Raw genomic sequence first — 26,845 nt, forward strand, 5'->3', positions numbered from 1 at the left:
GCCCGAATCCTCGCGGTTGGCCGGGTGTCGGCCCTGGATGGCAAAAACGCGCCCTCTGGCAGTCAGGCAGGTGCTGCTGCCGCCGGGGCGCGTCCATAGATATCAGTAAAGCGTACGATGTCGTCTTCGCCCAGGTATTCGCCGCTCTGCACCTCGATCATCACCAGGTCGATGACCCCGGGGTTGGTCAGGCGGTGGCTGCGCCCGGGCTTGATGAAGGTGGACTCGTTGGTGTCCAGCAGGAACTCCTCCTGGCCATTGGTCACGCAGGCCATGCCGCTGACCACGATCCAGTGCTCGCTGCGATGATGGTGCATCTGCAGCGACAGCGATTCGCCAGGGCGGACCATGATGCGCTTGATCTTGAACCGTGGCCCTTCCTCGAGCACCGTGTACAGGCCCCAGGGGCGGGTCACGGTGCGGTGCAGGCGGTAGGCGTCATGGCCCTGGCGCTTGAGCTGCTGGGCGATCACCTTGACTTCCTGGCTGCGCGCGGCATCGGCGATCAGCAGGGCGTCGGGGGTGTCGATGACGATCAGGTTGTCCAGGCCGACCGCGCCGACCAGGCGCCGTGGCGAGTCGATGTAGCAGTTGCTCACGTCATGCAGCACGGTTTCGCCGTTGCAGTGGTTGCCCTGGCCGTCGGCCGGGCGCAGCTCACGTACCGCTTCCCAGCAGCCGATGTCGCTCCAGCCGATGTCGCATGGCACCACGGCCACCTGGGCGGACGGTTCCATGAGGGCATAGTCGATGGATATATCCGGCACCAGGGCGAAGCGGTCGGGGTCGAGTTCCACCTGACGGCCGCCCGTGCCCTCCTTGACCTGGCTCTGTTCCAGGCAGTCGGCCACGCTGCGCAGGACCTCGGGGGCATGGACTTGCAGCTCCTGCAGCACGGTGCCGACGCGCAGGCAGAACATGCCAGCGTTCCACAGGTGCCGACCACCGTCGAGGTAGCCCTGGGCGGTGTCGGCGTCGGGCTTTTCGACGAAGCGGGCGACCTGGTAGCCGCCGTCAGTGATCGGCTGGCCCTGCTCGATATAGCCGAAACCCGTTTCGGCACGGGTCGGTTGCAGGCCGAAGGTGGTCAGCCAACCTTGTCCGGCCAGTGCCAGGGCCTGCCCGACGGCCGCCTCGAAAGCGCCCTGGTCTTGAATCAAATGGTCGGCGGGCAGCACCAGCAGCAGGCTGTCTTCGCCGTGCAGGCGGGCGCAGTGCAGTGCAGCGGCGGTAATGGCAGGGGCGGTGTTGCGACCCAGGGGTTCGAGAATGAAATCGAGGGCCACGCGTGCTGCACCGACCTGGCGATATTCGTCCTGGGTGCGGAACACCACTTCGCGGTTGGTCACCGTGAGCACCCGCTCGACCCCGGGCAGGCTGCTGGCGCGGCTGAAGGTCTTCTGCAGCAGGCTCATGCCGTCGGGCAGGCGCATGAAGGGCTTGGGCATCGCTTCACGCGAGACCGGCCACAATCGGGTGCCGGCGCCGCCAGCGATGATGCAGGGGATCAGAACGCTCATAGTCACAACCTCGAATCGGTGCGCTGTGGGCAGCGCAATGCAAGGGAATCACGACCTGTCAGGCGTCTGGCGGCGCAAAGTCAATAAACTGACTTTTATGAGCGGCATCTTCCATGAAGGCCAAATATTTGTCGAATGATGCGCCTGTCACGAGCGGCTTTCAATGGCAATTGCAGGAAACGGCGGTTTTTGGGCGAGGCATGCAGCAATCCGTGCGCGTTCATGGTCGAGATTGCAGTAGGACATTTCTGTGCACTGTTCCGGGAGGGCGACATGAGCGAGCGCAAGGCATTGCTGATCCTGCATGGCAAGCAGGCCACCAACGAAGACGTGCGAGCCGCGGTGGGTCAGCTGCGTGAGCGTGGCTGGAAGCTGGATGTGCGCCTGACCTGGGAGGGCGGTGATGCCCAGCGCCTGGTCGAGGAGGCTCTGGCGGCGGGCTATGCTCACGTGGTGGCCGGCGGCGGTGATGGCACGTTGCGCGACGTGGCCGAGGCCATGGGGCTGGCGGCTACCCAGGCCAGCCTGGCGCTGCTGCCGCTGGGCACGGCCAACGACTTCGCCAAGGCGGCCGGTGTGCCGCTTGAGCCGCAAGCGGCCCTCGACCTGCTGGAGGTACCGGCACGGCCGATCGATCTGGGCCGGGTGGGTGACCAGCTGTTCCTGAACATGGCTACCGGCGGATTCGGCACCCAGGTCACCGCCAATACCTCTGAAGACCTGAAGAAAGTGCTGGGCGGCGCAGCCTACCTGTTCACCGGGCTGTCGCGCTTCAGTGAGCTGCAGGCGGTCTCGGTCGAGCTGCAGGGTCCGGGGTTCCAGTGGCAGGGCGAGTTGCTGGCGCTGGGCATCGGCAATGGTCGTCAGGCCGGCGGCGGGCACGTGCTATGCCCTGAGGCGAGCGTGGACGATGGCCTGCTGGATGTCGGCATCCTGCCGGCGCCCCAGGAGATGGCCGGGGCTTTGCGCGATCTGTTGGCCGGTGAGGGGCTGTTCGTGCGCGCCCGCTTGCCATGGGTGGAGATCAAGGGCGCCCAGGGGCTGGATATGAACCTCGACGGCGAGCCCCTGCAAGCGGCCAGCCTGCGTTTCGAGGCCGTGCCCAAGGCGCTGCGCGTGCACCTGCCGGCGGATTCGCCATTGCTCAGTCGTCCAGGCTGATGATCTTCTCGCGCACGGCGAACAGCACCAGGCCCGCCACATCGTAGATCTGCAGGCGCTTCATGATCTGCGAGCGATGGGTTTCCACGGTCTTGATCGACAGGCCCAGGCCGCCGGCGATCTCCCGGGTGGATTTGCCACGCACGATCAGGCGCAGGATCTCCAACTGACGGGCGGTCAGGTTGTGGTGGCCTTCGTTGTTCGATTGACGGCCGCTCTGGGCGCGCAACAGCGCCTGGTTGATCACAGTGTGGGCGATGGCCGGGCTGAGGTAGCGTTCGTCGTTGCGCAGGGCGGTCAGTGCCTGCTCCAGTTCGGTGGCCGTGGTGTCCTTGAGCAGGTAGCCATGGGCGCCGCTCTCCAGGGCGCGCATGATCAGCTCCGGGTCGGTGTGCATGGACAGGATCAGCACCTTGCAGGTGCAGCCGCTTGCCCGTAGCTGCGTGAGAGCGTCCAGGCCGCTGGTCGAGCGCATGGAAATATCCAGCAGGACGATGTCTGGCGCGAGACGCCGGACGTGCTCCAGCAGTTGGCCACCATCGTCGGCCTCGCCAATCACGGTGTAGCCGGGGATGTCCGATACCAGGGCCCTGACGCCTGCGCGAATCAGGGAATGGTCGTCCACCAGCAATAATCTACAGGTCATCGGGAGCGGGAGTCCTGGCACGTTCTTGGTTGCGGGGTGGCCATGGGAAGAGGGCGTCGATCCGGGTGCCCTGGCCGGGCTGGCTGGTGATGCTCAGGCTGCCCTGCAGCGCTGTCACACGTTCCTGCATGCCAGCCATGCCGCGCAGGCCGCTTTCTGCTGGCGTCTGCGCCGGCACGAAGCCGCCGCCGTCATCCTGGATCGACAGCGCCAGGCCGGCTGAGGTGCGCTGCAGGCGGACCACCAGATTGCGTGCGTGTGCGTGGCGGAGCATGTTGGTGACCGCTTCCTGGGTGATGCGAAAGGCCGCCATGGTCACCTCTTCGCTGATGCCGCCCAGGCGTTGGTTGCATTCAAGACTCCAGTGCACCTCGGTGTTTTCCAGGGTGCGCAGCAAATGCGCGCGCAGGCTCGCCTCCAGGCCCAGGCTGGCCAGTTGTCGAGGATTGAGAATGGTGGAAACGTCGCGCACGTTGCCCAGCGTATGGTCCAGGGTGCTGCGCAAGGTAGCGCAGTGCTCCTGCAGGTCCGCCGGCACCCGGCGTTGCAGCCAGTCGACCTGCAGCTTGGCGGCGGTCAGCAGTTGACCGATATCGTCATGCAGTTCACGGCTCAGGCGCTGGCGCTCGCTCTCTTGCACCTTGAGCATGCGCGTGGCCAGTTCCGCCGGGCGCAGGTTGATCGAGCGCGCCCAATGGCGCAGGTGCCAGCCGACGCCGATCATCGCCAGCAACTGGAGCAACAGCAGGCTGGCCGACAATGGCAGGGTGCGCAGGTACACCACCAGGTTTGCCGCCAGCGATGCAATGCACAGCAGCGTGGTCGTCCAGCGGAGCAGGGCAACTCTGGAGCGGCAACGCTGGAGGAACTTCAAGCGTGGGAGCATAGATAGGGAAGCCACTGAGTTATTGCAGTTGAGGGCATTGCACATGCCTGGCCAGAGGTGCTGGTGCCGTGCATTCAATCAAGCACCGGGCACGTATCCAATCACCCGATAGTCTGGGTGCGCATGTTCGAACGTGCGCATGTTATCACTTTGATTGAATTTGGTCGCGGGGGGATAACTGCTTGAAACCTCGGATTTTCCGGGCTGTGGCGGGTCTGGCGGGCAAGGCGCTGGCTAGCATAGTGCCATTATTAAAAGATGTTTCCAGTGCGCCTCGATCAACTAAAAAACCAGCGGGCAAAAACATTTGGAAAAACTTGCCAAACTTTTCAAGTTAAACCCTGAGTGAGTTTAGTTGCCGCGCATTTAGTCGGGTTAATGATGGCGGTCGGCTGCACTGAGGCTTTGCTCTGCAAGCGCATCCTGGGCGTGGGGGTGGGCGCAGAACGTGCCGGCTTCCTGGCAATCGGCACACAGTTGCGATGCCGGCTGGCCCAGGGTGGTGGCGAGCTCGGCCAGCAGGCGTCGTTGCTCCTCGGTGTCCATGTCCAGGCGGCCGGTCTGCGGGTCGAGCAGCTCCAGTTGCCAGTCCAGCAGGGTCAGGCAGGCCGCAAGCGCGGGCAGGCTGGTACCGTGCAGGTGCTGCTGGGCGCACGCGGGCGCGAGCAGTCGTTGCAGGGCCAGGGCATGGTGGGCCACTTCGAGCAGGTCGAGCGCGACTGCTCGTCGGGCGAGAGTGTCGAGTGCGGCATTGAGGCTGTGGCAGGCATCCGGATCGTTGGTGATCAGCTCCAGGTGCTGCAGGCATTCCTGGGACCTGGCCAACAGGACCTGCGCATCCTGCAGAAAGGCCGCCACGGCGGCGTTGTGCAGTGGAGTGCTATCCATCATGGCGCCCCGTCTTCAGGGATTGGCCGTACCAAGATGATCGCTCGCAAAAGCCTGACTCCGTTCATGCAGTGAGAATGGCGTCACATTAATGGCTAATGGATATTGCGAACATCAGGTTGGACCCGATTGCCACTAGGGGTTTCCCTGATGCGGTTTCAGGCGGGTCGTTCGTTGCGAACGACGGGCATGGCAGGATGTGGCAGCAGTAAAGCATGATGGTAAAGTGATATCAATCACCCCGCATGGCTTTTTCCATCAGGGGTCAAGCTGTGCCCGTGTCCGCCGATACAGGGGGATGCATTCACTTTTTCCCGACTCACGCCTGGGGGCTTCCAATGGCTGGCATTCTCGACACGGTAGACCAACGCACGCAACTGGTGGGTGAGAACCGCCTGGAAATCCTCATGTTCCGGCTGGCCGGCCGGCAGTTGTTCGCCATCAACGTGTTCAAGGTCCAGGAGGTGCTGCAACTGCCCAAGCTGACCCTGATGCCGCAGCGCCATTCGTTCGTCTGTGGCGTGGTCAACCTGCGCGGCCAGACGCTGCCGGTCATCGACCTGTCCCAGGCAATCGGCATGCGTCCGCTGCAGCCGGGGCCAAACAGTACCATCATCGTCACCGAGTACAACCGCTCGGTGCAGGCGTTCCTGGTGGGGGGCGTGGATCGTATCGTCAACATGAACTGGGAAGCCATCATGCCGCCGCCGGCCAGCGCTGGCCGCCAGCACTACCTCACGGCGATCACCAAGGTCGACGAGCAACTGGTGGAGGTCATCGACGTGGAGAAGGTGCTGGCCGAGATCGTGCCCTACAACGCCAAGGTCTCCCGCGACAAGCTCGAAGACCCGGTGCTGGCCCGCGCCCGTGGCCGCGAGGTGCTGCTGGTGGACGACTCCACCGTGGCCCTGGCGCAACTGCGCGATACCCTCTCGCAACTGGGGGTCAAGCTGCACGTGGCCAGCGACGGCCTCAAGGCCCTGCGCCTGCTCAAGGGTTGGGCGGACGCAGGGGAGAATGTCTGCGAGAAGTTGCTGATGGTCTTCACCGATGCCGAGATGCCCGAGATGGATGGTTACCGGCTGACCACCGAAATCCGCAACGACCCGCGCTTGCGTGGCCTGTACGTGGTACTGCATACCTCGCTGTCGGGCAGCTTCAACGAATCCATGGTCAAGAAGGTCGGTTGCGACAACTTCCTGTCCAAGTTCCAGCCCGATCGCCTGGTGGATGTGGTGCGTCAACGCCTGAGTCTGGACGACGCCACGGTGTAACGGCTGTACCGATCCGGTATAAGCTTGGCCTTTCGACTGGCGCAAGGTGGCAGGGATGTTTCTCAGTGCGTTGTATCGGTACCCGGTGAAATCGGCGCAGGCCCAGCGCCTGCAGGCGTCGGTTGTCGGCAACCTGGGCCTGGACGGGGACCGGCGCTGGCTGGTGGTGGAGCAGGAAAACGGCCGCTTCCTGACCCAGCGCGCCTGGCCGAGGCTGGGGCAGGTTGGCGCCAATTACGGCGAGCAGGGCCAACTGCTGCTCCAGGCGCCGGGGCAGGCACCCTTGGAGGTGCCGGTACCGCCCGCCGACGAGGCCCTGCGCGGCGTCACCATCTGGCGCGACACCTTGCGCGTGCCGGATGCCGGCGATGCCGCCGCAGCCTGGCTCAGCGAGCTGCTGGGCAAGGCGGTAAGGCTGGTGTACTGCCCCGAGCAGCGGGCCCGCTACCTGCCCAGCGGCTACGGTCTCAACAGTGACCGGGCGGCCTTTCCCGATGGTTTCCCCCTGCTGTTGATCGGCCAGGCCTCGCTGGATGAGTTGAGCCGTCGGGTGGGGCGCCCGATGGAGATGCTGCGTTTTCGCCCGAACCTGGTGGTCGAGGGGGCCGAGGCCTTTGCCGAAGACCGCTGGAAGCGCATCCGTATTGGCGACATGACCTTCCGCGTGCTCAAGCCGAGCGTGCGCTGCATCCTCACCACCCTCGATCCCGCCACGGGCGAACGCAGCCCGGACCGTGAGCCGTTGACCACGCTCAAGACGTTCCGCGAAAAGGAAGGGGATGTGCTGTTTGGCCAGAACCTGGCGGTGGATGGCGAGGGGGAACTGAAGGTGGGGATGGACGTCGAGGTTCTGGAATAGCGTCATCGCGGGGCAAGTCGCATCGGCGCACCGATGCGACTTGCCCCGCGACAGGGCTCTAATCACATATCGTCGAAATACCGCTCATGCCAATCCACCAGCGGCTGCGGTGAATTGAGCTTCTGCCCGTAGATGACCGAATACGACAGCACGTTCTGCACGTACTGGCGCGTCTCGTCGAACGGAATCGATTCGACCCACACATCGAAACTCAGGTGCTTGGCTCCCTTGAGCCACTGGCGTACGCGCCCGGGGCCGGCGTTGTAGGCGGCCGAGGCCAGCACGCGGTTACCGTTGAACTGGCTGTGCACCTGGCTCAGGTAGGCAGCGCCGAGCTGGATGTTCTTGTCCGGGTTGAAGACCTGGGCCGGCGAAGCCAGCGGGATGCTGAACTTGCGCGCGGTTTCCTTGGCGGTGCCCGGCATCAGCTGCATCAAGCCGCTGGCGCCGACGCTGGAACGGGCGTCTTCCATGAAGGCGCTTTCTTGGCGGGTGATGGCGAATACCCAGCTCGAATGCAGGCCGCGAACCTTGGCTTCGCGCACCAGGGTGTCGCGGTGGGCCATGGGGAAGCGGATGTCCAGGTCGTCCCAGTACTGGGCCTGGCTGATGGTGCGGATGGCCGGGAAGTACCAGCGCATGTCGTAGGCCAAGCGGGCCTGGGCGACCATTTCGTCACGGTTGAAGTGGCGGCTGACGTGGTACCACTCGCGGCGCCCCTCGACAATCTGGCCACGGGCGTGGAACTCCAGTGCGCGGCGGATGCCGGGGGTGTTGCGGACCTTGTTGGTTATCGCTTGGCTCAGTGCCAGCGGCTTGTTGTTCAGCTGGTAGGGGGTCTGCGCCCGGTCGGCGGCGAGGAAGCCATAGAAGTCGCGTTCGCGGGCGACGGTCTTGTACAGCAGCGGGACCTGCGGGTTGTTCGGCTGGGCCAGCTCCAGGCTGCGCGCCTGCCAGTACTTCCAGCGGTTACTACTGGCCAGGTCCTGGGGCAGGCGCTTGGTCAGTTCGTAGGCTTCTTCCCAGCGGGCCAGGCGCAGCAGCAGGCGCAGGCGCCATTCGCTGACAGTGTTGTCGCGCAGCTCCGGGTCGTAGCGGGTCATCAGGTCGAGGGCGCGCGGGTCGTAGCGGCGGGCCAGGGTCAGGCCGATCTCGCGGGCGATGGCGACCTTCTCGTCACGGGAGAAGTGCATGCGCTGGGCATAGTCGTCGAGCAGCGCCATGGCCTGCTCCGGGTTCTGCCGGGCCAGGCGACGAAGACCAAGGCTGACTACGTCGGACATGGCCTCGTTGACGGGCGTGAAGCGCGAAGGCTGGTTGAGCAACTCGGGCTTCTGCGCCACGTCGATCAGCAGCTTGCCCTGGGGGGCGAGGGTGGTGAGGGTTTTCACCAGATTGTTCGCAAGCCCATAGTTGCGCGCCTGTGCCGCCAGTTTGGCGCGCTGCCAGCGCTTGGCCTCGGTCAGCTGGCCTTCGGCGGCCCACATGGCGAACAGGGTGTCGCAGGCCGTGGGCTGGGACTTGCCGACGTTCCACAGCTTCTCGGCGCTGGCGAAGCCTTCGGCACGCTGGCCGTGGGAGAGCTGGTACTGGCCGTTGAGGCAATCCAGTTCGGTGAAGTTGAGCTTGGGGTCGTAATAGCGGGTGAAGGTGTTCCATTCGCCGCGCTCGGCCAGCCAGCGCAACCAGCGCAATTTCATCCAGTTGGCCTGGGGCAGGTCGCCATGGGCCTTGAGGAAACCCTCGATCTCCTCGTTGCTGGCGCTCTTGAGGCGGGCGGTCAGCTCGTCGTAGGTGAGATAGGGCGTGAGTGGGTAATCGCGCAGCGCCTGCGCGTAGCGCAGGTAGGGGCCCTTGTCGCCCTTGGCCAGGGCGCGCTTGGCCTCGTCGTAGTATTGACGTTGCTGGGTGAGGTCGGCGGCCTGTGCGACGCTCGCGGCGAGGGTGGTCAGCAACAGGCAGGAAGCAATTTGTAACAGGCGGCTGCGCATGATACGTCCGGGCAGTGGAACCATGGAAAGTGACGGCGGAGCCAGCACTGTTGAGTATTACTGCTTAGCTTAGCCGTTTGCCGGTGGCCGGCGAAAGCACTGTGCTTGTATCGAGTTGTTATCCGACGCTCTGTCGCGGCAACGGGCTTTTGATGCCGTGAAGGGGTAAGTCAGGTAGAATGCGCGCCCGGTTTTTGGAGATGATCATGACCCTGCTCAAATTCAGCGATGTGTCCCTCGCGTTCGGCGCCATGCCGCTGTTGGACAAAGTGTCCTGGCAGATCGCCCGTGGCGAGCGGGTGTGCATCATCGGCCGCAACGGCACGGGCAAGTCGAGCATGCTGCGCCTGGTCAAGGGCGAGCAGAAGGGCGATGACGGCGATATCTGGCGCGCCCCAGGCCTGAAGATTGGCGAGCTGCCGCAGGAGCTGCCGGTGGCCGACGAGCGTAGCGTATTCGACGTGGTGGCCGCCGGCCTTGACGGCGTCGGCGAGCTGCTGGCGCAGTTCCATCACCTGAGCCAGAACATCCACGGCGACGAGGATCTGGAAAAGCTCATGCACGTCCAGCACGAGCTCGAGGCCCGTGACGGCTGGCGCTTGCAGCAGGTGGTCGAAAGCACCCTGAGCCGCCTGCAGTTGCCGGCCGACAAGACCCTGGCCGAGCTGTCCGGCGGCTGGCGCCGGCGCGTGCTGCTGGCCCAGGCGCTGGTGTCCGAGCCTGACCTGCTGCTGCTCGACGAACCGACCAACCACCTGGACATCGGCGCCATCGCCTGGCTGGAAGAGGCGCTCAAAGGCTTCGGTGGCGCGGTGCTGTTCATCACCCACGACCGTTCCTTCCTGCAGAACCTGGCCACGCGCATCCTCGAGCTGGACCGTGGCGGGCTGATCGACTGGAACGGCGACTACGCCAGCTTCCTGGTGCACAAGGAGGCCGAACTGGCCGCCGAGGCCACTGCCAACGCGCTGTTCGACAAGCGCCTGGCCCAGGAGGAAGTGTGGATCCGCCAGGGCATCAAGGCCCGACGTACCCGCAACGAAGGCCGCGTGCGCGCGCTCAAGGCGCTGCGCGTGGAGCGCGGCGAGCGCCGTGAACGCCAGGGCAAGGCCAATATCCAGATCGAGGTGGCGGACAAGTCCGGCAAGCAGGTGATGGTGCTGGAGGACGTCAGCTTCGCCCACCAGAATGGACCGAAGCTGGTCAAGGATTTCTCCATGGTGCTGCAGCGCCAGGACCGTATCGGCCTGCTCGGTGCCAACGGCACCGGCAAGACGACCCTGCTCAAGCTGATGCTGGGCGACCTGGAGCCCACCAGTGGCAAGGTCGAGCGTGGCACCAAACTGGAGGTGGCCTACTTCGACCAGATGCGCCATCAGCTGGACCTGGAAAAGACCGTCATCGACAACCTGGCCGAAGGCCGCGATTTCATCGAGATCGATGGCCAGAACCGCCATGTGCTCAGCTACCTCGGCGACTTCCTGTTCAGCCCGCAGCGTGCGCGTACACCAGTCAAGGCGCTGTCCGGGGGCGAGCGCGCGCGCCTGCTGCTGGCCAAGCTGTTCAGCAAGCCGGCCAACCTGCTGGTGCTGGACGAACCGACCAACGATCTCGACGTCGAGACCCTCGAACTGCTCGAGGAGGTGCTGTCGAACTACAAGGGCACGGTGCTGATGGTCAGTCACGACCGGGCCTTCCTCGACAACGTGGTGACCAGCACTCTGGTGTTCGAAGGTGAAGGGCGCGTGCGCGAGTACGTCGGCGGTTACGAGGACTGGATCCGTCAGGGTGGTTCGCCGAAGCTGCTCGGCGTGACCGAGAGCAAGGGTGGCAAGTCCGAGCTCAACAGCGCCGTGGTGCAGGCGCCGGTGGAGGAGGTGGCGCCGCTTGCCGCTGCTACGCCTGCGGCCGATGCCAGCAAGAAGAAGCTCAGCTACAAGCTGCAGCGTGAGCTGGAAATGCTGCCGGGGCAGATCGATGAGCTGGAACGGCGGATGGCCGAGGCACAGGAAGAAGTGAGTGCGGCGGGCTTCTATCAGCGGCCGATTGCCGAGACTGCGGCGGTGCTGGCCAAGATCGAGAAGCTGCAGGGCGAGCTGGACGTGCTGGTGGAGCGCTGGGCCGAGCTGGAAGGCTGAAGCCATCGCGGGACAAGCTCGCTCCCACGCAGCCCTGTTTGACGGGCTTTGTGGGAGCGGGCTTGCCCCGCGATGAAAGTATTACTCGGCCTTCTTCTGCAACCGCACCGCCAACACATCGCACGGCGCGCCGTGCAGCACGTCGTTGGCGGTGGAGCCCAGCAGCAGGGCCAGGCCGTGGCGGCCATGGCTGCCGACCACGATCAGGTCGCACTTCTGATCCTTGGCCAACTGGTGGATTTCCTGGCGCGGCTGGCCGTAGACCAGGTGCGAGTCGCCGCGATTGATATCTGGGTATTTGTTGTACAGGCGCTCCATGCGTTCCTTGGCCTGGTCGAACTGTTGCTGCTGCAACTGCGACAGGTCCATCGGCACGTCGCCGCCGAAGGCCATGGCCATGGGTTCGACGATATGCACCAGGGAGACCTTGGCGCCGCTGGCCAGGGCAATGGCCTTGGCCCGCTTGATCACCGGGTCGCATTCTTCGGTCAGGTCGACAGCGACCAGAAGATGTTCATAGGACATGTGCAGTACTCCTGACAATCGCGATAGTAGAAGTATGGTCGCTTTCGCGCGGATCTTCCGTGAAACCTGACTAACCCGCTCATTTGCAACGCTTTATAAGGTCTACAGATATGACGGTATGGCTGGTGGTGTCAATCCTTGCGCTGATTCTCAGCCCGTTGGCCTGGTTGCGCCCCTCGCGCAAACAGAGCGAGCAGATGAGCCTGCGTCTGGAGGGGCGGCGCATGGGGCTGGCCATGCAACTGGCGCCGCAGCAGTGGCCGCACTGGCTGGTAAACGAGCCGCCAAGCCCCTGCCCGCAGTACCACCGGGCACGACGCAAGGGGCGCGCGGACAGCTGGTGCTACTGGCAGATCACCCCGGGCGTGTGGTGGAACCAGTGGCGCGAGCCCTGCGAGGATCAGCGCCTGGCCGAGACCTTCGCCCGCCTGCCGGCAACGGTCTACAAGGTCGAGGCCGACAGTCGCATGATTGCGCTGTACTGGAGCGAGCGGGGCGACAAATCTGTTTTGCAGGATATTGCCCAGACCCTCGAAACCCTCGCCTGAGCCCGTGTGACACAAAACGGCGCACAGGAGCAAACATGCTCCTGTGCGCCGTTTTGCGTTTGTGCGTGCAAGCACAGGGCCAGGCAGGCCGGAAATACTTTCAATCAGTCGCAGTGTAGCCATCCTGGCCGGATGCGTTTAGAAAAAAAGCACGTCTGCCATCGGGGTGGCCTATCGCTGACATGAATGGAGGGCGATCACTGTCATCATTTTTCGTACCCGGAGGGTAGAAGATGACTGGAAAGTCGCGTTTTCACGGCCTTCGCGAGTATTTGACAACGCGGTTCTTTTCGGGGAATGTGTGCACACCCAAGTCAAACGGGCGTATGAATTGAGCGTTTGTATGTCAGACGGCTCTTACAGAATCCCGATTAGCGCGTCGACGGGTGTGCCTGGGGCGAGGGACCGGTAGACCGGCTCTAGCTGCCAGCGATCGACGTGTACTGTTCAGCTTCCATATCGTGGAGATCAGTTGATGATTTACGAAGGTAAAGCCATCACGGTTAAGGCTCTTGAAAGCGGCATCGTCGAACTGAAGTTCGACCTCAAGGGTGAGTCCGTCAACAAGTTCAACCGTCTCACTCTGAACGAGCTGCGTCAGGCCGTGGACGTGATCAAGGCCGATGCCTCGGTCAAGGGTGTGATCGTCAGCAGTGGCAAGGACGTGTTCATCGTCGGCGCCGACATCACCGAGTTCGTCGACAACTTCAAGCTGCCCGAGGCCGAACTGGTCACCGGCAACCTGGAAGCCAATCGCATTTTCAGTGACTTCGAAGACCTGCAGGTGCCGACCGTGGTCGCCATCAACGGCATCGCCCTGGGCGGCGGCCTGGAGATGTGCCTGGCCGCCGACTACCGGGTCATGGCCAGCAGCGCCAAGATCGGCCTGCCGGAAGTCAAGCTGGGCATCTACCCAGGCTTTGGCGGCACCGTGCGCCTGCCGCGCCTGATCGGCTCGGACAACGCCATCGAGTGGATCGCCTCCGGCAAGGAAAACCGCGCCGAGGACGCCCTGAAAGTCGGCGCCGTCGATGCCGTGGTCGCCCCTGAGCTGCTGCAGGCCGGTGCCCTGGACCTGGTCAAGCGCGCCATCAGCGGTGAGCTGGACTACAAGGCCAAGCGCCAGCCCAAGCTGGAAAAGCTCAAACTCAACGCCATCGAGCAGATGATGGCTTTCGAGACCGCCAAGGGCTTCGTTGCCGGCCAGGCCGGCCCGAACTACCCGGCGCCAGTCGAGGCCATCAAGACCATCCAGAAGGCCGCCAACTTCGGCCGTGACAAGGCCCTCGAGGTCGAGGCCGCAGGCTTCGCCAAGCTGGCCAAGACCTCGGTCGCCGAGAGCCTGATCGGCCTGTTCCTGAACGACCAGGAGCTCAAGCGCAAGGCCAAGGCCCACGACGAGATCGCTCACGACGTGAAACAGGCCGCCGTGCTCGGCGCCGGTATCATGGGTGGCGGCATCGCCTACCAGTCGGCGGTCAAGGGCACGCCAATCCTGATGAAGGATATTCGCGAGGAAGCCATCCAGCTGGGCCTGAACGAGGCCTCCAAGCTGCTCGGCAAGCGCGTCGAGAAAGGGCGCCTGACCCCGGCCAAGATGGCCGAGGCCCTCAACGCCATTCGCCCGACCCTGTCCTACGGTGACTTCGGCAACGTCGATATCATCGTCGAGGCCGTGGTCGAGAACCCGAAGGTCAAGCAAGCCGTGCTGGCTGAAGTGGAAGGCCAGGTGAAAGAGGATGCGATCCTCGCCTCCAATACCTCGACCATCTCCATCAACCTGCTGGCCAAGGCGCTCAAGCGTCCGGAAAACTTCGTCGGCATGCACTTCTTCAACCCGGTGCACATGATGCCGCTGGTGGAAGTCATCCGTGGCGAGAAGTCCAGCGACGTGGCCGTGGCCACCACAGTGGCCTACGCCAAGAAGATGGGCAAGAACCCGATCGTGGTCAACGACTGCCCGGGCTTCCTGGTCAATCGCGTGCTGTTCCCGTATTTCGGCGGCTTCGCCAAGCTGGTCAGCGCAGGCGTCGACTTCGTGCGCATCGACAAGGTGATGGAGAAGTTCGGCTGGCCGATGGGCCCGGCCTACCTGATGGACGTGGTCGGCATCGACACCGGCCACCACGGCCGCGACGTGATGGCCGAAGGCTTCCCGGACCGCATGAAGGACGAGCGTCGCTCGGCCGTCGACGCCCTGTACGAGGCCAACCGCCTGGGCCAGAAGAACGGCAAGGGCTTCTACGCCTACGAGACCGACAAGCGCGGCAAGCCGAAGAAAGTCGCCGACGCCAGCGTGCTCGACGTGCTCAAGCCGGTCATCTTCGAGCAGCGTGAAGTCACCGACGAAGACATCATCAACTGGATGATGGTACCGCTGTGCCTGGAAACCGTGCGCTGCCTGGAGGACGGCATCGTCGCCACCGCCGCCGAAGCCGACATGGGCCTGGTCTACGGCATCGGTTTCCCTCCCTTCCGCGGTGGCGCGCTGCGCTACATCGATTCGATCGGGGTCGCCGAGTTCGTCGCACTGGCCGACAAGTACGCCGACCTGGGGCCGCTGTACCACCCCACTGCGAAGCTGCGCGAAATGGCCAAGAACGGCCAGCGCTTCTTCAACTGAGCGCCCACGAGCTAGAGCGAGAATATTGATATGAGCCTGAATCCAAGAGACGTGGTGATTGTCGACTTCGGTCGCACGCCGATGGGCCGCTCCAAGGGTGGCATGCACCGCAACACCCGTGCCGAAGACATGTCCGCGCACCTGATCAGCAAGCTGCTGGAGCGCAACGACAAGGTCGACCCGAAAGAAGTCGAAGACGTGATCTGGGGCTGCGTCAACCAGACCCTGGAGCAGGGCTGGAACATCGCCCGCATGGCCTCGCTGATGACCCAGATCCCGCACACCTCCGCCGCGCAAACCGTCAGCCGCCTGTGCGGCTCGTCGATGAGCGCGCTGCACACCGCCGCCCAGGCGATCATGACCGGCAACGGCGACGTGTTCGTCATCGGTGGTGTCGAGCACATGGGCCACGTCAGCATGATGCATGGCGTCGACCCCAACCCGCACCTGTCCTTGCACGCTGCCAAGGCTTCCGGGATGATGGGCCTGACTGCCGAGATGCTGGGCAAGATGCACGGCATCACCCGTGAGCAACAGGATCTGTTCGGTGTGCGTTCGCACCAGCTCGCCCACAAGGCGACGGTCGAAGGCAAGTTCAAGGACGAGATCATCCCGATGCAGGGCTACGACGAGAACGGCTTCCTGAAGGTCTTCGACTACGACGAGACCATTCGCCCGGAAACCACCCTCGAAGGCCTGGCGTCGCTCAAGCCGGCGTTCAACCCGAAAGGCGGCACCGTCACCGCGGGCACCTCGTCGCAGATCACCGACGGCGCCTCGTGCATGATCGTCATGTCCGGCCAGCGCGCCATGGACCTGGGGATCCAGCCACTGGCGGTCATCCGTTCGATGGCGGTCGCCGGCGTGGACCCGGCGATCATGGGCTACGGCCCGGTCCCGTCGACGCAGAAAGCCCTCAAGCGCGCTGGTCTGACCATCGCCGACATCGACTTCTTCGAGCTCAACGAAGCTTTCGCCGCACAGGCCCTGCCGGTGCTGAAAGATCTGAAAGTGCTCGACAAGATGAATGAGAAGGTTAACCTGCACGGCGGCGCTATCGCCCTGGGTCACCCGTTCGGTTGCTCGGGGGCGCGGATTTCCGGCACCCTGCTCAACGTCATGAAGCAAAATGGCGGTACCCTGGGCGTCGCCACCATGTGTGTCGGCCTGGGCCAAGGCATCACCACTGTCTTCGAACGCGTCTGATCGCGTCGCAGGACAGCAGCCGGGGCCATGTGCCCCGGCTTTTGTTTTTTACAGGATTTGTTCAAGAGGGCGAGCGACATGCAGATACAACCTGGTGTGTACCGGCATTACAAAGGCCCTGAGTACCGTGTTTTCAGCGCTGCGCGACATTCCGAGAGCGAGGAGTGGATGGTGTTCTACCAGTGTCTGTATGGTGATTACAGCTTCTGGGTCAGGCCACTTTCGATGTTCCAGGAGTCCGTCGAGGTTGACGGCGAGCAGGTGCCACGCTTTGCTTTGGTCAAGGCCGAAGAGGGCCTTGGCGAGCGGCTGGGCAAGGTGCACGAGTGATAGACCGCGCTTGACCTCACTCTTTTGCCACTATATATAGCGGTGCCGCGTCCGGCACCTGACGCGTTTTTCATCTTCAGATTCAGGAATACTCCGATCCATGGGCAAATCGCTGGTCATTGTGGAATCCCCGGCCAAGGCCAAGACCATCAACAAGTACCTGGGCAGCCAGTACGTGGTGAAGTCGAGTATCGGCCACATCCGTGACCTTCCCACCAGCGGTTCCGCCAGTGCGAGCAAGGAACCGGCGGCCAAGCGTGGCAAGGCCGCGGCCGAGGCTCCGGCCTTGTCGCCGAAGGAAAAGGCGCGCCGTACCCTGGTTGCACGCATGGGCGTCGACCCCGAGGCGGGCTGGAAGGCCAAGTACGAGATCCTTCCCGGCAAGGAGAAGGTCATCGAGGAGCTGCGCCGCCTGGCCAAGGATGCCGACACCATCTATCTCGCAACCGACTTGGATCGCGAGGGGGAAGCCATCGCCTGGCACCTGCGCGAGGCCATCGGCGGCGACGACAGCCGTTACAAGCGCGTGGTGTTCAACGAGATCACCAAGAAAGCCATCCAGGAAGCCTTCTCCCAGCCGGGCGAGCTCGATATTGACCGGGTCAACGCCCAGCAGGCGCGGCGTTTCCTTGATCGCGTGGTTGGCTACATGGTCTCGCCGCTGCTGTGGGCGAAAATCGCCCGTGGCCTTTCCGCCGGCCGCGTACAGTCGGTGGCGGTGAAGCTGGTGGTCGAGCGCGAGCGCGAGATCCGGGCGTTCAATCCCGAAGAGTACTGGGAAGTCCACGCCGACCTGGGTACTGCCAAGAACGCCAAGGTGCGTTTCGAGGTCGCCCGTGAGAAGGGCGAGGCCTTCAAACCGCTCAACGAAGCCCAGGCCATGGCCGCGCTGGAGAAGCTCAAGGCCTCCAGCTACAGCGTGAGCAAGCGCGAGGACCGGCCGACCAGCAGCAAGCCTTCGGCACCGTTCATTACCTCCACCCTGCAGCAGGCCGCAAGCAATCGCCTGGGCTTCGGGGTGAAGAAGACCATGATGATGGCCCAGCGTCTGTACGAAGCCGGCTACATCACCTACATGCGTACCGACTCGACCAACCTGTCGACCGACGCTGTCGAGATGGCCCGCAGCTACATCGAGAAGGAGTTCGGCAAGCAGTACCTGCCTGCCGCGCCCATCGTCTATGGCAGCAAGGAAGGGGCCCAGGAGGCGCACGAAGCGATCCGTCCGTCCGACGTCAGTACCCACCCGACCAAGCTCAGTGGCATGGAGCGTGACGCCGAACGCCTGTACGAGCTGATCTGGCGCCAGTTCCTGGCTTGCCAGATGCCGCCGGCGCAGTACCTGTCCACCAGTGTCACCGTGGTGGCGGGCGAGTTCGAGCTGCGCGCCAAGGGCCGTATCCTCAAGTTTGATGGTTACACCCGTGTCCTGCCGCAGCAGAGCAAACCGGGCGAAGACGACGTGCTGCCGGAAATGGCCCAGGGTGAAGCGCTCAAGCTGATCCAGCTCGATCCCAGCCAGCACTTCACCAAGCCGCCGGCGCGCTTCACCGAAGCCAGCCTGGTCAAGGAGATGGAAAAGCGCGGCATCGGCCGCCCATCCACCTATGCGGCGATCATTTCCACCATCCAGGACCGCGGCTACGTTACCCTGCACAACCGTCGCTTCTACTCCGAGAAGATGGGCGACATCGTCACCGAGCGCTTGTCGGAGAGCTTCTCCAACCTGATGGACTACGGCTTTACCGCCGGCATGGAAGAGAACCTCGACGATGTGGCCCAGGGCGAGCGTGACTGGAAGAACGTCCTCGACGAGTTCTATGGCGACTTCAGCAAGAAGTTGCAGACCGCCGAGTCCAGCGAGCACGGCATGCGCGCCAACCAGCCGACCCTGACCAACATTCCGTGCAAGGAATGTGGCCGGCCAATGATGATCCGTACCGCGTCCACCGGCGTGTTCCTCGGCTGCTCGGGCTATAGCCTGCCGCCAAAGGAGCGTTGCAAGGCAACGGTCAACCTGGTGCCGGGCGACGAAATCGCCGCTGACGACGAGGGCGAGTCCGAGTCCCTGGTGCTGCGCGGCAAGCACCGCTGCCCGATCTGCGCGACGGCGATGGATGCCTACCTGCTCGACGAGAAGCGCAAGCTTCACATCTGCGGTAACAACCCGGACTGCGTCGGCTACGAGATCGAAGAAGGCAACTACCGCATCAAGGGCTACGAAGGCCCGAGCCTGGAATGCGACAAGTGCGGCAGCGAGATGCAGCTCAAAACCGGCCGTTTCGGCAAGTTCTTCGGCTGTACCAACCCAAGCTGCAAGAACACCCGCAAGCTGCTCAAGAGCGGCGAGGCGGCGCCACCGAAGATGGACAAGGTGGACATGCCGGAGCTCAAGTGCGAGAAGGTCGACGATACCTACGTGCTGCGTGACGGTGCCTCAGGTCTGTTCCTGGCCGCCAGCCAGTTCCCGAAAAACCGCGAAACCCGTGCGCCGCTGGTGCTGGAGATCGTCCCGCACAAGCATGAGATCGATCCGAAGTATCACTTCCTCTGCGAGGCGCCACAGAAGGACCCGGAAGGGCGCCCGACGGTGATCCGCTATAGCCGCAAGACCAAGGAGCAGTACGTGCAGTCCGAGGTTGACGGCAAGCCTACCGGCTGGAAGGCGTTCTACGACGGCAAGGCGTGGAAGGTCGAAGACAAGCGCTGATCTGAAGGCGTGACTGGGGCGCGGAGCGGCCCCAGTCATTTGATGACAAGCAAAGCGCAATCCCTGAAACTGCAAGCAATCGCCTTGCAGCCTTCAGGAGTCAGTCGAAATGGCCCAGGAACTCTACACTCGCACCAACCAGAAACTGTTCTTCGCCGGCCTCGCGCTGGAGTCCATGGCCAAGGCCGCGGACAGCCAGGCGCTGAATGCCCAGGGGCTGCTCCAGGCCGAGCGCGAGTCGGCGCTGTTCCACCTGTATGGCGCGCTGCTTGGGCTGTGCCACGAGATCGCCGGCTTCTACCGCCTGCCCCAGGCCTCGGCGGCACGGGCGGAGTTGCTGTTCAGCGACGAGGTGCTGCAGAGCGTGGCGATCCCGGAAATGGCCGAGCTGCTGGAGTTGGCCCGCCAGCCGGAAACCTGGCTGGCGCGTCTGTTGGCGGCTTATGCCGATTTGTTCCGACCACCGGTCGCGAAGAAAACCCTGAAGGGTGACGTTACCCAGCCGCTGATCCAGGCCGTCAATCTGGACGAGCCTGAGCCGGTCGAGCTTTCCCGGGAGGAACTGGAGGCCTGGCGGCAGAACCTGAAAAGCCTGGTGAGACGATTCCGCGATGCGCTGAGTGAGTGCTGAGCGCTTCCATGGCTGGTACACTAATGGCCTTTCGTGAAAAGCAGGCCCTTTATGTCAACGTCCTTTCTAGAAATTGTCGAGTTGCCTGATGGCCGGATCGAGCTGCGCCGCGCCGAGGATGAAGGCTCCCTGGTAACCCTGGATTTCTCCGAGGATGCCAAGGCATTCCTGCAAGGACAGCATGTGGAGGTGGCCAAGGCCATGCTCAGCGTTGGCGTGCAAATGGCCGGTCGCTTGGTTGAAGGTGACTTCGAGCGTGAAGAGGGGCCACGCGTCCTTCACTGAGCCACGGTAGCGGCCCAGGGTTTCAAGCGATTGACAGGCAAAGCCTGAACATCAGCCGAGGCGGATGTTCAGGCTTTGTGCGTTTCCGCTGGCCGCTGCGCGCTGCAGCTGTTGGCGGGCGTTGCTGTTGATGGTGCCCAGCCAGCTGACCACGGTATGGCTGTGCCCGAGGCGCAGTGCCTCGCAGGCCAGTTGCAGGGCTGTCTGCCTGCCGCCGGGTTGCAGCAGCAGGATGCGTTCGCGGTTTAGGCCGGCGTCGCGCAGCCAGGCCTGGGTGAGGCTGCCGGGTGGGGCGATGAGCGTCAGCCAGCGGCTGTCGTCTTCTTCGCTGAGTTCGCGCAGGATCGGCGCCAGCAGGCTCTGGCAGTGCCCTGGCGCGCCGCGCAGGGCCAGCTCGCTGAACAGCTCTGGCTGGCTGCTCTTGCGCGGTGGCGCGCTGGGCTTGAGGCCTGGTAGCACCGGCTGGGCAAGGAAGGCCTCGAACAGCGGCAGCTGGGCTTGCTGGGGTGCATGGGTGAACGGCTGCATGACGCCTCCTGGTTCAGCGGCGCAGGACGCCGACGCTCAAGCCCTCGATCACCAGTTCCTGGTCTTTCAGGTCGACTTCGATGGGGGCGAATTCGGGGTTCTCGGCGATCAGCCAGACCTTGCTGCCTTCGCGCTTGAAGCGCTTGACGGTCACTTCGTCGCCAATGCGGGCTACCACCACCTGGCCGTTGCGGGCTTCGCGGGTGGTGTGCACGGCGAGCAGGTCGCCGTCGAAGATGCCGATGTCCTTCATGCTCATGCCGTGTACCCGCAGCAGGTAATCGGCGCGCGGATGGAAGAAGGCCGGGTTGATGCTGCAGGAATCCTCGATGTGCTGCTCGGCGAGGATCGGTGCACCGGCAGCGACGCGACCGATGATGGGCAGGCCGCTGTCCTCTTGCTTGGGCTCGAGGCCGGGGATGCGGATACCGCGGGAAGCGCCAGGGGTCATCTCGATGGCGCCCTTGCGGGCCAGGGCTTTCAGGTGCTCCTCGGCGGCGTTGGGCGACTTGAAGCCCAACTCCTGGGCGATCTCGGCACGGGTCGGCGGGAAGCCGTTGTCTTCGAGGCAGCGTTTGATGAAAGCCAGAATCTCGGCTTGGCGTGGCGTCAGTTTCAGCATGGGCGAGGGCTCTGTCTTTATATACAGTGACTGGAATTATATACAGTAGCTGGCAAGCTGCAAGCACCCTTGCCGAACAACCGCTGCAAAGCGTGCGCATTCAATGCCTTGTGGCTGTGTTTAAATGAGCGACCACCCAGTCACTGAGCCTTGACATAATCAGGCTTGAAACGTATGTTTCAAACAACTGTTTGTCAGGCGGAGTAGTCATGGCCCAATCGGAAACCGTTGAGCGCATCCTCGATGCGGCGGAGCAGCTGTTCGCGGAGCGCGGGTTCGCGGAAACCTCATTGCGGCTGATCACCAGCAAGGCCGGAGTCAACCTGGCGGCGGTGAACTACCATTTCGGTTCGAAGAAAGCCCTGATCCAGGCGGTCTTTTCCCGCTTCCTGGGCCCGTTCTGCGCCAGCCTGGAGCGTGAGCTCGACCGCCACCAGGCGCGTCCCGAGCAGAAGGCTTCGCTCGAGGAGCTGCTGGAAATGCTGGTGGAGCAGGCCTTGGTCGTGCAACCGCGCAGCAACAACGACCTGTCGATCTTCATGCGCCTGCTGGGCCTGGCCTTCAGCCAGAGCCAGGGGCACCTGCGCCGTTACCTGGAAGACATGTACGGCAAGGTGTTCCGCCGCTACATGCTGCTGGTCAACGAGGCCGCGCCGCGCATTCCGCCACTGGAGCTGTTCTGGCGCGTGCACTTCATGCTCGGCGCCGCGGCGTTCAGCATGTCGGGTATCAAGGCCCTGCGCGCCATCGCCGAAACCGACTTCGGCATCAACACCTCGATCGAGCAGGTGATGCGCCTGATGGTGCCGTTCCTGGCCGCCGGCATGCGTGCCGACAGCGGTGTCACCGACCAGGCCATGGCCGCGGCGCAATTGCGCCCACGCAGCAAGTCCGGCGCGCCCGCCAAGGCCTGAGCACTGGGCGGGGCAGGGCGCTTGCGCTAAGCTAGCGCCCATGCCTGAACTCGCCCCCGCCGCAATTCCCGTCAGCACGGCAGCTTCGCCACTGAACCATCGGACACCGCGTTGTCCGATGTGTGCGTGCGTCTGCGCGACCTCCGGATCTCCAATGAAGGATTCCCAATGACTGCCAGCCTGCAAGGCTCCCTGATGGTGGATATCGCCGGTAAATGGCTGACCGCCGAAGACCGCCATCTGCTGCGCCAGCCCGAAGTGGCCGGCCTGATCATCTTTGCCCGCAACATCGACAGCCCGCGCCAGGTGCGCGAGCTGTGCGCCTCGATCCGCGCCATCCGCCCCGAGCTGATCCTCGCCGTGGACCAGGAAGGCGGGCGGGTCCAGCGCCTGCGCCAGGGCTTCGTGCGCCTGCCGGCCATGCGCGCCATCGCCGACAACGCCAATGCCGAATACCTGGCCGAGCAGTGCGGCTGGCTGATGGCCACCGAGGTGCTGGCGGTAGGCCTGGACCTGAGCTTTGCCCCGGTGCTGGACCTCGACCATCAGCGCAGTGCCGTGGTCGGCAGCCGCGCCTTCGAAGGCAATCCGCAGCGGGCTACCGAACTGGCCGGCGCCTTCATCCGTGGCATGAATGCCGCGGGCATGGCCGCCTGTGGCAAGCATTTCCCCGGTCACGGCTGGGCCGAGGCCGATTCCCATGTGGCGATCCCGGTCGATGAGCGCAGCCTGGAACAGCTGCGCGCGGCCGACCTGGTGCCGTTCACCCGCCTGAGCGGGCAGTTGGCGGCGGTGATGCCGGCCCACGTGATCTACCCGCAGGTCGACAACCAGCCGGCCGGCTTCTCCCGGCGCTGGCTGCAGGACATCCTGCGCGGCGAGCTGGGCTTCGACGGGGTGATCTTCAGCGACGACCTGTCCATGGCCGGCGCCCACGTGGTGGGCGATGCCGCCAGCCGCATCGAGGCGGCGCTCAGTGCTGGGTGCGACATGGGCCTGGTGTGCAATGACCGGGCTTCGGCCGAGCTGGCGCTAAGCGCGGCGCAGCGCATGAAGGTCAAGCCGTCGCCGCGAATTGCGCGGATGCGCGGGCAGGGCTTCGCACGTACCGATTACCGCCAGCAGCCGCGCTGGCTGGAGGCGTTGGGGGCGTTGAAGGAAGCCCAGCTGGTCGATTGACCTCGCTGGCCTCGTCCCGGGCAAGCCCGCTGCCACGCCCCCCCTGAGGGTTCGTGGGAGCGGGCTTTTACTTACTTCGCTTGCCCGGCAGCGGCGCGAACAGCGCCTCGATCTCTTCATCCCCCAACCGCCATTGCCCGGCCTGCCCGCCATCGAGCAGCCCGGCTGCCAGTGCCGCCTTCTCTTGCTGCAATTGCTGGATCTTCTCTTCCACCGTTCCACGGGTGATCAGCTTGAACACGAACACCGGCTTGTCCTGGCCGATGCGATAGGCGCGGTCGGTGGCCTGGTTCTCGCTGGCCGGGTTCCACCACGGGTCGTAGTGGATCACGGTGTCGGCGGCGGTCAGGTTAAGCCCCGTGCCGCCGGCCTTGAGGCTGATCAGGAATACCTCGCTGTCGCCATTCTGGAACTGCTGCACGGGGGCGCGACGGTCACGGGTATCGCCGGTCAGCAGGCTGTAGCGAATGCCGCGCTTCTCCAACTCGAACTCGATCAGCGCGAGCATCGAGGTGAACTGCGAGAACAGCAGCACCTTGCGCCCCTCGCTGAGCAGCTCCTCAAGCATCTCCAGCAGGCTGCCCAGCTTGCCCTTGTCGGCGAATGTGCCCTTGGCCTCGGTACCCTTGACCAGGCGCAGGTCGCAACACACCTGGCGCAGCTTGAGCAGCGCGTCGAGGATGACGATCTGGCTGCGCGCGGCGCCGTTGCGGGCGATCTCGTCGCGGACCTTCTTGTCCATTGCCACCCGCAGCGCCTCGTAGGTGTCGCGTTGGGCGTCGCTGAGCTCGACCCAGTGGATCATTTCGGTCTTGGCCGGCAGTTCGGTGGCCACCTGTTCCTTGGTACGGCGCAGCAGGAACGGGCGGATGCGGCTGGCCAGATGGGCCATGCGCTCAGCGTCGCCGTGACGCTCGATCGGGGTACGGTAGTCCTGGGTGAAGCGCTTGCTGTCGCCCAGCCAGCCGGGCATCAGGAAGTGGAAGATCGACCACAGCTCGCCGAGGTTGTTCTCCATCGGCGTGCCGGTCAGGCACAGCCGCTGGCTGGCCTGCAGCTCGCGAACGGCCTGGGCCGCCTTGCTGGTGCTGCTCTTGATGTTCTGCGCCTCGTCCAGCACCAGCAGGTGCCAGGGCTGGGCCTTGAGTGGTTCGAGGTCACGAGGGGCGAGGGCGTAGGTGGTCAGCACCAGGTCATAGTCGGCCAGATTGGCGAAGTGCTTGTTGCGGCCTGGGCCGTGCAAGGCCAGCACGCGCAGGTCGGGGGCGAAGCGCCGGGCTTCGTCGAGCCAGTTGGGCACCAGGCTGGTGGGCATCACCGCCAGTGCCGGATGTGCCAGGCGCCCGCTTTCTTTCTCCAGCAGCAGGTGGGCCAGAGTCTGCAGGGTCTTGCCCAAGCCCATGTCGTCGCCGAGGATGCCGCCGGTGCCCATCTCGCGCAGGGCCTGCAGCCAGTTCAGGCCTTGCTGCTGGTAGGGGCGCAATGTGGCGTTCAGGCCTTTGGGCGGCATCACCTGCAGGTCGCGAGCGTCACGCAGGCGTCGGCCCAGGTCGCGCACATGGCTGCCGCCTTCCCATTGCAGCGGCAGGTGGTCGATTTCGTTGAGGCGCGCGGCATCGGTGCGGTCCAGGCGCAGGCTCGGGCCCACGGCGTCCTCGTGCAGGTACAGTTCGCCCAGGGTGCCCATCACCGCCTTGATGCGCCCGTAGGGCAGGGCGACCCGCAGTGCCGGGCCGTCATGGCGGGCGCGGTTGAGGTCAATCAGCAGGTGCTCGTCGTCATTGCGCCGCGCCAGTTCGCTGGGTCGCAGCAGTTCCGGGCTGGTGCGCAGCAGTTGCAGGACAATGGGCAGCAGGCTGTGGCGCTGGCCGTCGACCACGATACCCAGCTCGAGGTCGAACCATTCGTGGCCTGGCGCTTCCTCGATGGTGGCATACCAGTCGTCGACCTCGTGCAGGTTGAACGCGAAGTCGCGGTGCACGTCGATCGCCCAGCCCGCTTCGCGCAGGCGCGGCAGGCCCTCGCGGGCGAAGCGCAGCCAGGCTTCGTCGTCGGGCAACTGGTACATTTCGCCGGCACTGTCGGGGAGGGCCTTGCTCTGGCGGGTCGCCACCTTGAAGCCGTGGTCGCGCAGGGCCATGCGCAGGGCCTGCTCGGCCTGTGGCTGGCGCTGGATGCGTTGGCTGGTGGTGCCCACCAGGCGGCTGAGTGACTTGTCGTCGCTGCCGCTGGCACGCAGGCCGTCGTAGTCGAACGCCAGCGCGGCGCGGTGCTGCATCTGGCGTTGCATGCGCCCGGTCTTGGGCGTGTAGGCGCTGAATTCGAGACTGCCGAGGGTCAAGTGTGGGGTCGGCTCGATGCCGTCGAGCTGTTCCTCCTGCACGGCGGTGGGGGTCGGCAGGCGATGGTTGAGCGCGTTGAGCTTGTGGCTGAGGGGCACGATAAGGTGTTCCGGTACATCGGGGGCAAGGGACAGCTGCAGGGCGGTGTGCGGGTCGAGGGTGTGGGTGACGGTGCCGACTTCTTGGCTGTCGACATCGAAGTAGAACAGCGGCACCAGCGGCAGCACGCAATTGAGCGGTTCCTCGCCGTTGTACCACATGCCCCGATAGTCGCCACTGTTCAGGCGTACCCAGCGGAATTGCCCTTGGCGCGGGGCGCCCTGAACCATCAAGGGAAAGTCTTCGATGAACATCAGGCGCCCGGTATCCAGTGCCCGCTGCAGCAGTTCGCCGCCCTCGTGCCCTTTCAGCGCGAAACCGCGCTCCTGGCCGAAAGGCGCGTTCTGCGCCGACAGCTGACGCAGGATGCGCAGGTCTTCTTCCTTGACGTATTTTGGCGGCTCGTAGAGCAGTTCGTACAGCGAATGGATGCGGCTGTAGCGAATGCCATGCTCTTCGCGGGTGCCTTTGCGCACGCGCAAGGCGCAGCTCTTGTCGTCCTTGAGCATGAGTTGGTAGCAGACCATGCGCCCGCGCCGGTCTTCAGCGCCGTCTTGCCAGGGGGTGGGCTGCTCCAGGCCTTGCAACCAATGCTGCAGGTGATGGGGCAGTTGCTCGCCGCTGGCCGCGCCGCGCCCGTAGCTGCTGGCCAGGGTGTAGAGCGCGGCGGCGCAGTGCTTGCAGTTCTCGCCGACCGGGCAGGAGCAGTTGCCGCGCACATGGCATTGCCCGGATGGCCCCGCGGTGATGATGATCCGCTGGCGGTAGACATTGCCGCCGCTGCCGCGGCAGGTGGACTCGATGCGTGAATCGCCGTGGGACTGGATCTGCACCAGGCCCTGTTCGGCGTAGCGCTCGCCACGTTGCAGGGTGGCCGCGGAAAAGTCGCGCTTCCAGCTCGGGTTCTCGGCCGCCAGCTTCTGCACATCGGCGTTCACGG

The 26,845-nt window shown here is 64.3% G+C and carries 22 protein-coding genes; 13 read left to right on the plus strand and 9 right to left on the minus strand.

Translation table 11 applies throughout. From position 1 onward, the window contains the following. Window positions 1-62: 62 nt before the first annotated feature. Window positions 63-1,520 (minus strand): mannose-1-phosphate guanylyltransferase/mannose-6-phosphate isomerase, encoded by a 1,458-nt coding sequence (locus ACZ9C1_RS01015; protein WP_476253403.1) that lies wholly within the window; start codon window positions 1,518-1,520, stop codon window positions 63-65. A 273-nt stretch (window positions 1,521-1,793) separates the two neighbouring features. Here ACZ9C1_RS01015 and yegS point away from each other — a divergent pair, with 273 nt between their 5' ends. Continuing rightward, window positions 1,794-2,681, plus strand: coding sequence for a lipid kinase YegS (gene yegS / locus ACZ9C1_RS01020; RefSeq protein WP_277503322.1), 888 nt, complete (start codon window positions 1,794-1,796; stop codon window positions 2,679-2,681). Here the strand turns inward: yegS and ACZ9C1_RS01025 are convergent. From ACZ9C1_RS01025 to ACZ9C1_RS01035, 3 genes are all read right to left on the minus strand, one after another. Further along, window positions 2,665-3,327 carry a response regulator gene (locus tag ACZ9C1_RS01025; protein WP_139672407.1) on the minus strand — a complete coding sequence of 221 codons (663 nt, stop codon included), beginning with the start codon at window positions 3,325-3,327 and terminating at the stop codon, window positions 2,665-2,667. The genes yegS and ACZ9C1_RS01025 overlap by 17 nt on opposite strands. Continuing rightward, a complete protein-coding gene (locus tag ACZ9C1_RS01030) occupies window positions 3,317-4,213 on the minus strand; it encodes a sensor histidine kinase (protein WP_046856406.1) in 897 nt (298 codons plus the stop codon). Before ACZ9C1_RS01030 ends, ACZ9C1_RS01025 begins: the two co-directional genes overlap by 11 nt. A gap of 375 nt (window positions 4,214-4,588) precedes the next feature. Beyond that, complete coding sequence (locus tag ACZ9C1_RS01035; protein ID WP_139673188.1) at window positions 4,589-5,101, minus strand: histidine kinase; 513 nt, start codon at window positions 5,099-5,101, stop codon at window positions 4,589-4,591. 338 nt (window positions 5,102-5,439) lie between these two features. Between ACZ9C1_RS01035 and ACZ9C1_RS01040 the strand changes: the two genes are divergently transcribed. Beyond that, window positions 5,440-6,375 (plus strand): chemotaxis protein CheV, encoded by a 936-nt coding sequence (locus ACZ9C1_RS01040; RefSeq protein ID WP_102683145.1) that lies wholly within the window; start codon window positions 5,440-5,442, stop codon window positions 6,373-6,375. 55 nt (window positions 6,376-6,430) lie between these two features. Further along, window positions 6,431-7,234 (plus strand): MOSC domain-containing protein, encoded by an 804-nt coding sequence (locus ACZ9C1_RS01045; protein ID WP_457377967.1) that lies wholly within the window; start codon window positions 6,431-6,433, stop codon window positions 7,232-7,234. Between the two features lie 62 nt (window positions 7,235-7,296). Here the strand turns inward: ACZ9C1_RS01045 and ACZ9C1_RS01050 are convergent, their stop codons facing one another. Continuing rightward, window positions 7,297-9,225, minus strand: a complete 1,929-nt coding sequence (locus ACZ9C1_RS01050) for a transglycosylase SLT domain-containing protein (protein ID WP_102683147.1) — start codon at window positions 9,223-9,225, stop codon at window positions 7,297-7,299. 206 nt (window positions 9,226-9,431) lie between these two features. Here ACZ9C1_RS01050 and ACZ9C1_RS01055 point away from each other — a divergent pair, with 206 nt between their 5' ends. Then, window positions 9,432-11,363 (plus strand): ATP-binding cassette domain-containing protein, encoded by a 1,932-nt coding sequence (locus ACZ9C1_RS01055; protein ID WP_102683168.1) that lies wholly within the window; start codon window positions 9,432-9,434, stop codon window positions 11,361-11,363. 81 nt (window positions 11,364-11,444) lie between these two features. Here the strand turns inward: ACZ9C1_RS01055 and ACZ9C1_RS01060 are convergent, their stop codons facing one another. After that, the gene (locus ACZ9C1_RS01060) at window positions 11,445-11,888 is read right to left on the minus strand and encodes a universal stress protein (protein WP_046856401.1); all 444 of its coding nucleotides are present in this window, start codon (window positions 11,886-11,888) and stop codon (window positions 11,445-11,447) included. 110 nt (window positions 11,889-11,998) lie between these two features. On the opposite strand from ACZ9C1_RS01060, the gene ACZ9C1_RS01065 reads away from it, so the two are divergent. The 7 genes from ACZ9C1_RS01065 to ACZ9C1_RS01095 all read left to right on the plus strand — a co-directional run bounded on the left by ACZ9C1_RS01065 (window position 11,999) and on the right by ACZ9C1_RS01095 (window position 20,221). Continuing rightward, window positions 11,999-12,436 (plus strand): hypothetical protein, encoded by a 438-nt coding sequence (locus tag ACZ9C1_RS01065; protein WP_102683148.1) that lies wholly within the window; start codon window positions 11,999-12,001, stop codon window positions 12,434-12,436. A 475-nt stretch (window positions 12,437-12,911) separates the two neighbouring features. Next, a complete protein-coding gene (gene fadB / locus ACZ9C1_RS01070; RefSeq protein ID WP_277503324.1) occupies window positions 12,912-15,059 on the plus strand; it encodes a fatty acid oxidation complex subunit alpha FadB in 2,148 nt (715 codons plus the stop codon). 30 nt (window positions 15,060-15,089) lie between these two features. Continuing rightward, a complete protein-coding gene (fadA, locus tag ACZ9C1_RS01075) occupies window positions 15,090-16,265 on the plus strand; it encodes an acetyl-CoA C-acyltransferase FadA (protein ID WP_023629457.1) in 1,176 nt (391 codons plus the stop codon). Between the two features lie 78 nt (window positions 16,266-16,343). Then, on the plus strand, window positions 16,344-16,595 hold the full coding sequence (locus ACZ9C1_RS01080; protein WP_102683169.1) for a DUF1653 domain-containing protein: 252 nt from the start codon (window positions 16,344-16,346) through the stop codon (window positions 16,593-16,595). A gap of 100 nt (window positions 16,596-16,695) precedes the next feature. Further along, window positions 16,696-19,305 carry a type I DNA topoisomerase gene (topA, locus tag ACZ9C1_RS01085; protein WP_476253404.1) on the plus strand — a complete coding sequence of 870 codons (2,610 nt, stop codon included), beginning with the start codon at window positions 16,696-16,698 and terminating at the stop codon, window positions 19,303-19,305. Between the two features lie 109 nt (window positions 19,306-19,414). Beyond that, the gene (locus ACZ9C1_RS01090) at window positions 19,415-19,936 is read left to right on the plus strand and encodes a DUF6586 family protein (RefSeq protein ID WP_198753863.1); all 522 of its coding nucleotides are present in this window, start codon (window positions 19,415-19,417) and stop codon (window positions 19,934-19,936) included. Between the two features lie 51 nt (window positions 19,937-19,987). Further along, window positions 19,988-20,221: a hypothetical protein gene (locus ACZ9C1_RS01095; protein WP_023630868.1), complete on the plus strand. Its 234-nt coding sequence runs from the start codon at window positions 19,988-19,990 to the stop codon at window positions 20,219-20,221. A gap of 51 nt (window positions 20,222-20,272) precedes the next feature. On the opposite strand, the gene sulA is transcribed toward ACZ9C1_RS01095, so the two are convergent. Further along, a complete protein-coding gene (sulA, locus tag ACZ9C1_RS01100) occupies window positions 20,273-20,749 on the minus strand; it encodes an SOS-induced cell division inhibitor SulA (protein ID WP_277503327.1) in 477 nt (158 codons plus the stop codon). 13 nt (window positions 20,750-20,762) lie between these two features. Next, window positions 20,763-21,371, minus strand: a complete 609-nt coding sequence (lexA, locus tag ACZ9C1_RS01105; RefSeq protein ID WP_110698740.1) for a transcriptional repressor LexA — start codon at window positions 21,369-21,371, stop codon at window positions 20,763-20,765. A gap of 209 nt (window positions 21,372-21,580) precedes the next feature. On the opposite strand from lexA, the gene ACZ9C1_RS01110 reads away from it, so the two are divergent. Beyond that, window positions 21,581-22,285 carry a TetR/AcrR family transcriptional regulator gene (locus ACZ9C1_RS01110; protein ID WP_046856397.1) on the plus strand — a complete coding sequence of 235 codons (705 nt, stop codon included), beginning with the start codon at window positions 21,581-21,583 and terminating at the stop codon, window positions 22,283-22,285. A gap of 180 nt (window positions 22,286-22,465) precedes the next feature. Beyond that, window positions 22,466-23,464, plus strand: a complete 999-nt coding sequence (gene nagZ / locus ACZ9C1_RS01115; protein WP_172670930.1) for a beta-N-acetylhexosaminidase — start codon at window positions 22,466-22,468, stop codon at window positions 23,462-23,464. 67 nt (window positions 23,465-23,531) lie between these two features. On the opposite strand, the gene ACZ9C1_RS01120 is transcribed toward nagZ, so the two are convergent. Continuing rightward, entirely contained in the window at window positions 23,532-26,843 is a 3,312-nt protein-coding gene (locus ACZ9C1_RS01120; protein WP_476253405.1) for a DEAD/DEAH box helicase, read from the minus strand. Between the last annotated feature and the right edge of the window lie 2 nt (window positions 26,844-26,845).

It is taken from the genome of Pseudomonas sp. TE21435 (assembly GCF_056279265.1).

Coding starts and splice junctions, on each gene's coding strand:
- lexA (WP_110698740.1), bottom strand. CDS start 21,371: ATGCTGAAACTGACGCCACGCCAAGCCGAGATTCTGGCTTTCATCAAA.
- topA (WP_476253404.1), top strand. CDS start 16,696: ATGGGCAAATCGCTGGTCATTGTGGAATCCCCGGCCAAGGCCAAGACC.
- ACZ9C1_RS01015 (WP_476253403.1), bottom strand. CDS start 1,520: ATGAGCGTTCTGATCCCCTGCATCATCGCTGGCGGCGCCGGCACCCGA.
- yegS (WP_277503322.1), top strand. CDS start 1,794: ATGAGCGAGCGCAAGGCATTGCTGATCCTGCATGGCAAGCAGGCCACC.
- ACZ9C1_RS01060 (WP_046856401.1), bottom strand. CDS start 11,888: ATGTCCTATGAACATCTTCTGGTCGCTGTCGACCTGACCGAAGAATGC.
- ACZ9C1_RS01080 (WP_102683169.1), top strand. CDS start 16,344: ATGCAGATACAACCTGGTGTGTACCGGCATTACAAAGGCCCTGAGTAC.
- ACZ9C1_RS01045 (WP_457377967.1), top strand. CDS start 6,431: ATGTTTCTCAGTGCGTTGTATCGGTACCCGGTGAAATCGGCGCAGGCC.
- ACZ9C1_RS01050 (WP_102683147.1), bottom strand. CDS start 9,225: ATGCGCAGCCGCCTGTTACAAATTGCTTCCTGCCTGTTGCTGACCACC.
- ACZ9C1_RS01090 (WP_198753863.1), top strand. CDS start 19,415: ATGGCCCAGGAACTCTACACTCGCACCAACCAGAAACTGTTCTTCGCC.
- ACZ9C1_RS01025 (WP_139672407.1), bottom strand. CDS start 3,327: ATGACCTGTAGATTATTGCTGGTGGACGACCATTCCCTGATTCGCGCA.
- ACZ9C1_RS01040 (WP_102683145.1), top strand. CDS start 5,440: ATGGCTGGCATTCTCGACACGGTAGACCAACGCACGCAACTGGTGGGT.
- ACZ9C1_RS01030 (WP_046856406.1), bottom strand. CDS start 4,213: ATGCTCCCACGCTTGAAGTTCCTCCAGCGTTGCCGCTCCAGAGTTGCC.
- ACZ9C1_RS01110 (WP_046856397.1), top strand. CDS start 21,581: ATGGCCCAATCGGAAACCGTTGAGCGCATCCTCGATGCGGCGGAGCAG.
- ACZ9C1_RS01035 (WP_139673188.1), bottom strand. CDS start 5,101: ATGGATAGCACTCCACTGCACAACGCCGCCGTGGCGGCCTTTCTGCAG.
- ACZ9C1_RS01055 (WP_102683168.1), top strand. CDS start 9,432: ATGACCCTGCTCAAATTCAGCGATGTGTCCCTCGCGTTCGGCGCCATG.
- sulA (WP_277503327.1), bottom strand. CDS start 20,749: ATGCAGCCGTTCACCCATGCACCCCAGCAAGCCCAGCTGCCGCTGTTC.
- fadA (WP_023629457.1), top strand. CDS start 15,090: ATGAGCCTGAATCCAAGAGACGTGGTGATTGTCGACTTCGGTCGCACG.
- fadB (WP_277503324.1), top strand. CDS start 12,912: ATGATTTACGAAGGTAAAGCCATCACGGTTAAGGCTCTTGAAAGCGGC.
- ACZ9C1_RS01095 (WP_023630868.1), top strand. CDS start 19,988: ATGTCAACGTCCTTTCTAGAAATTGTCGAGTTGCCTGATGGCCGGATC.
- ACZ9C1_RS01065 (WP_102683148.1), top strand. CDS start 11,999: ATGACGGTATGGCTGGTGGTGTCAATCCTTGCGCTGATTCTCAGCCCG.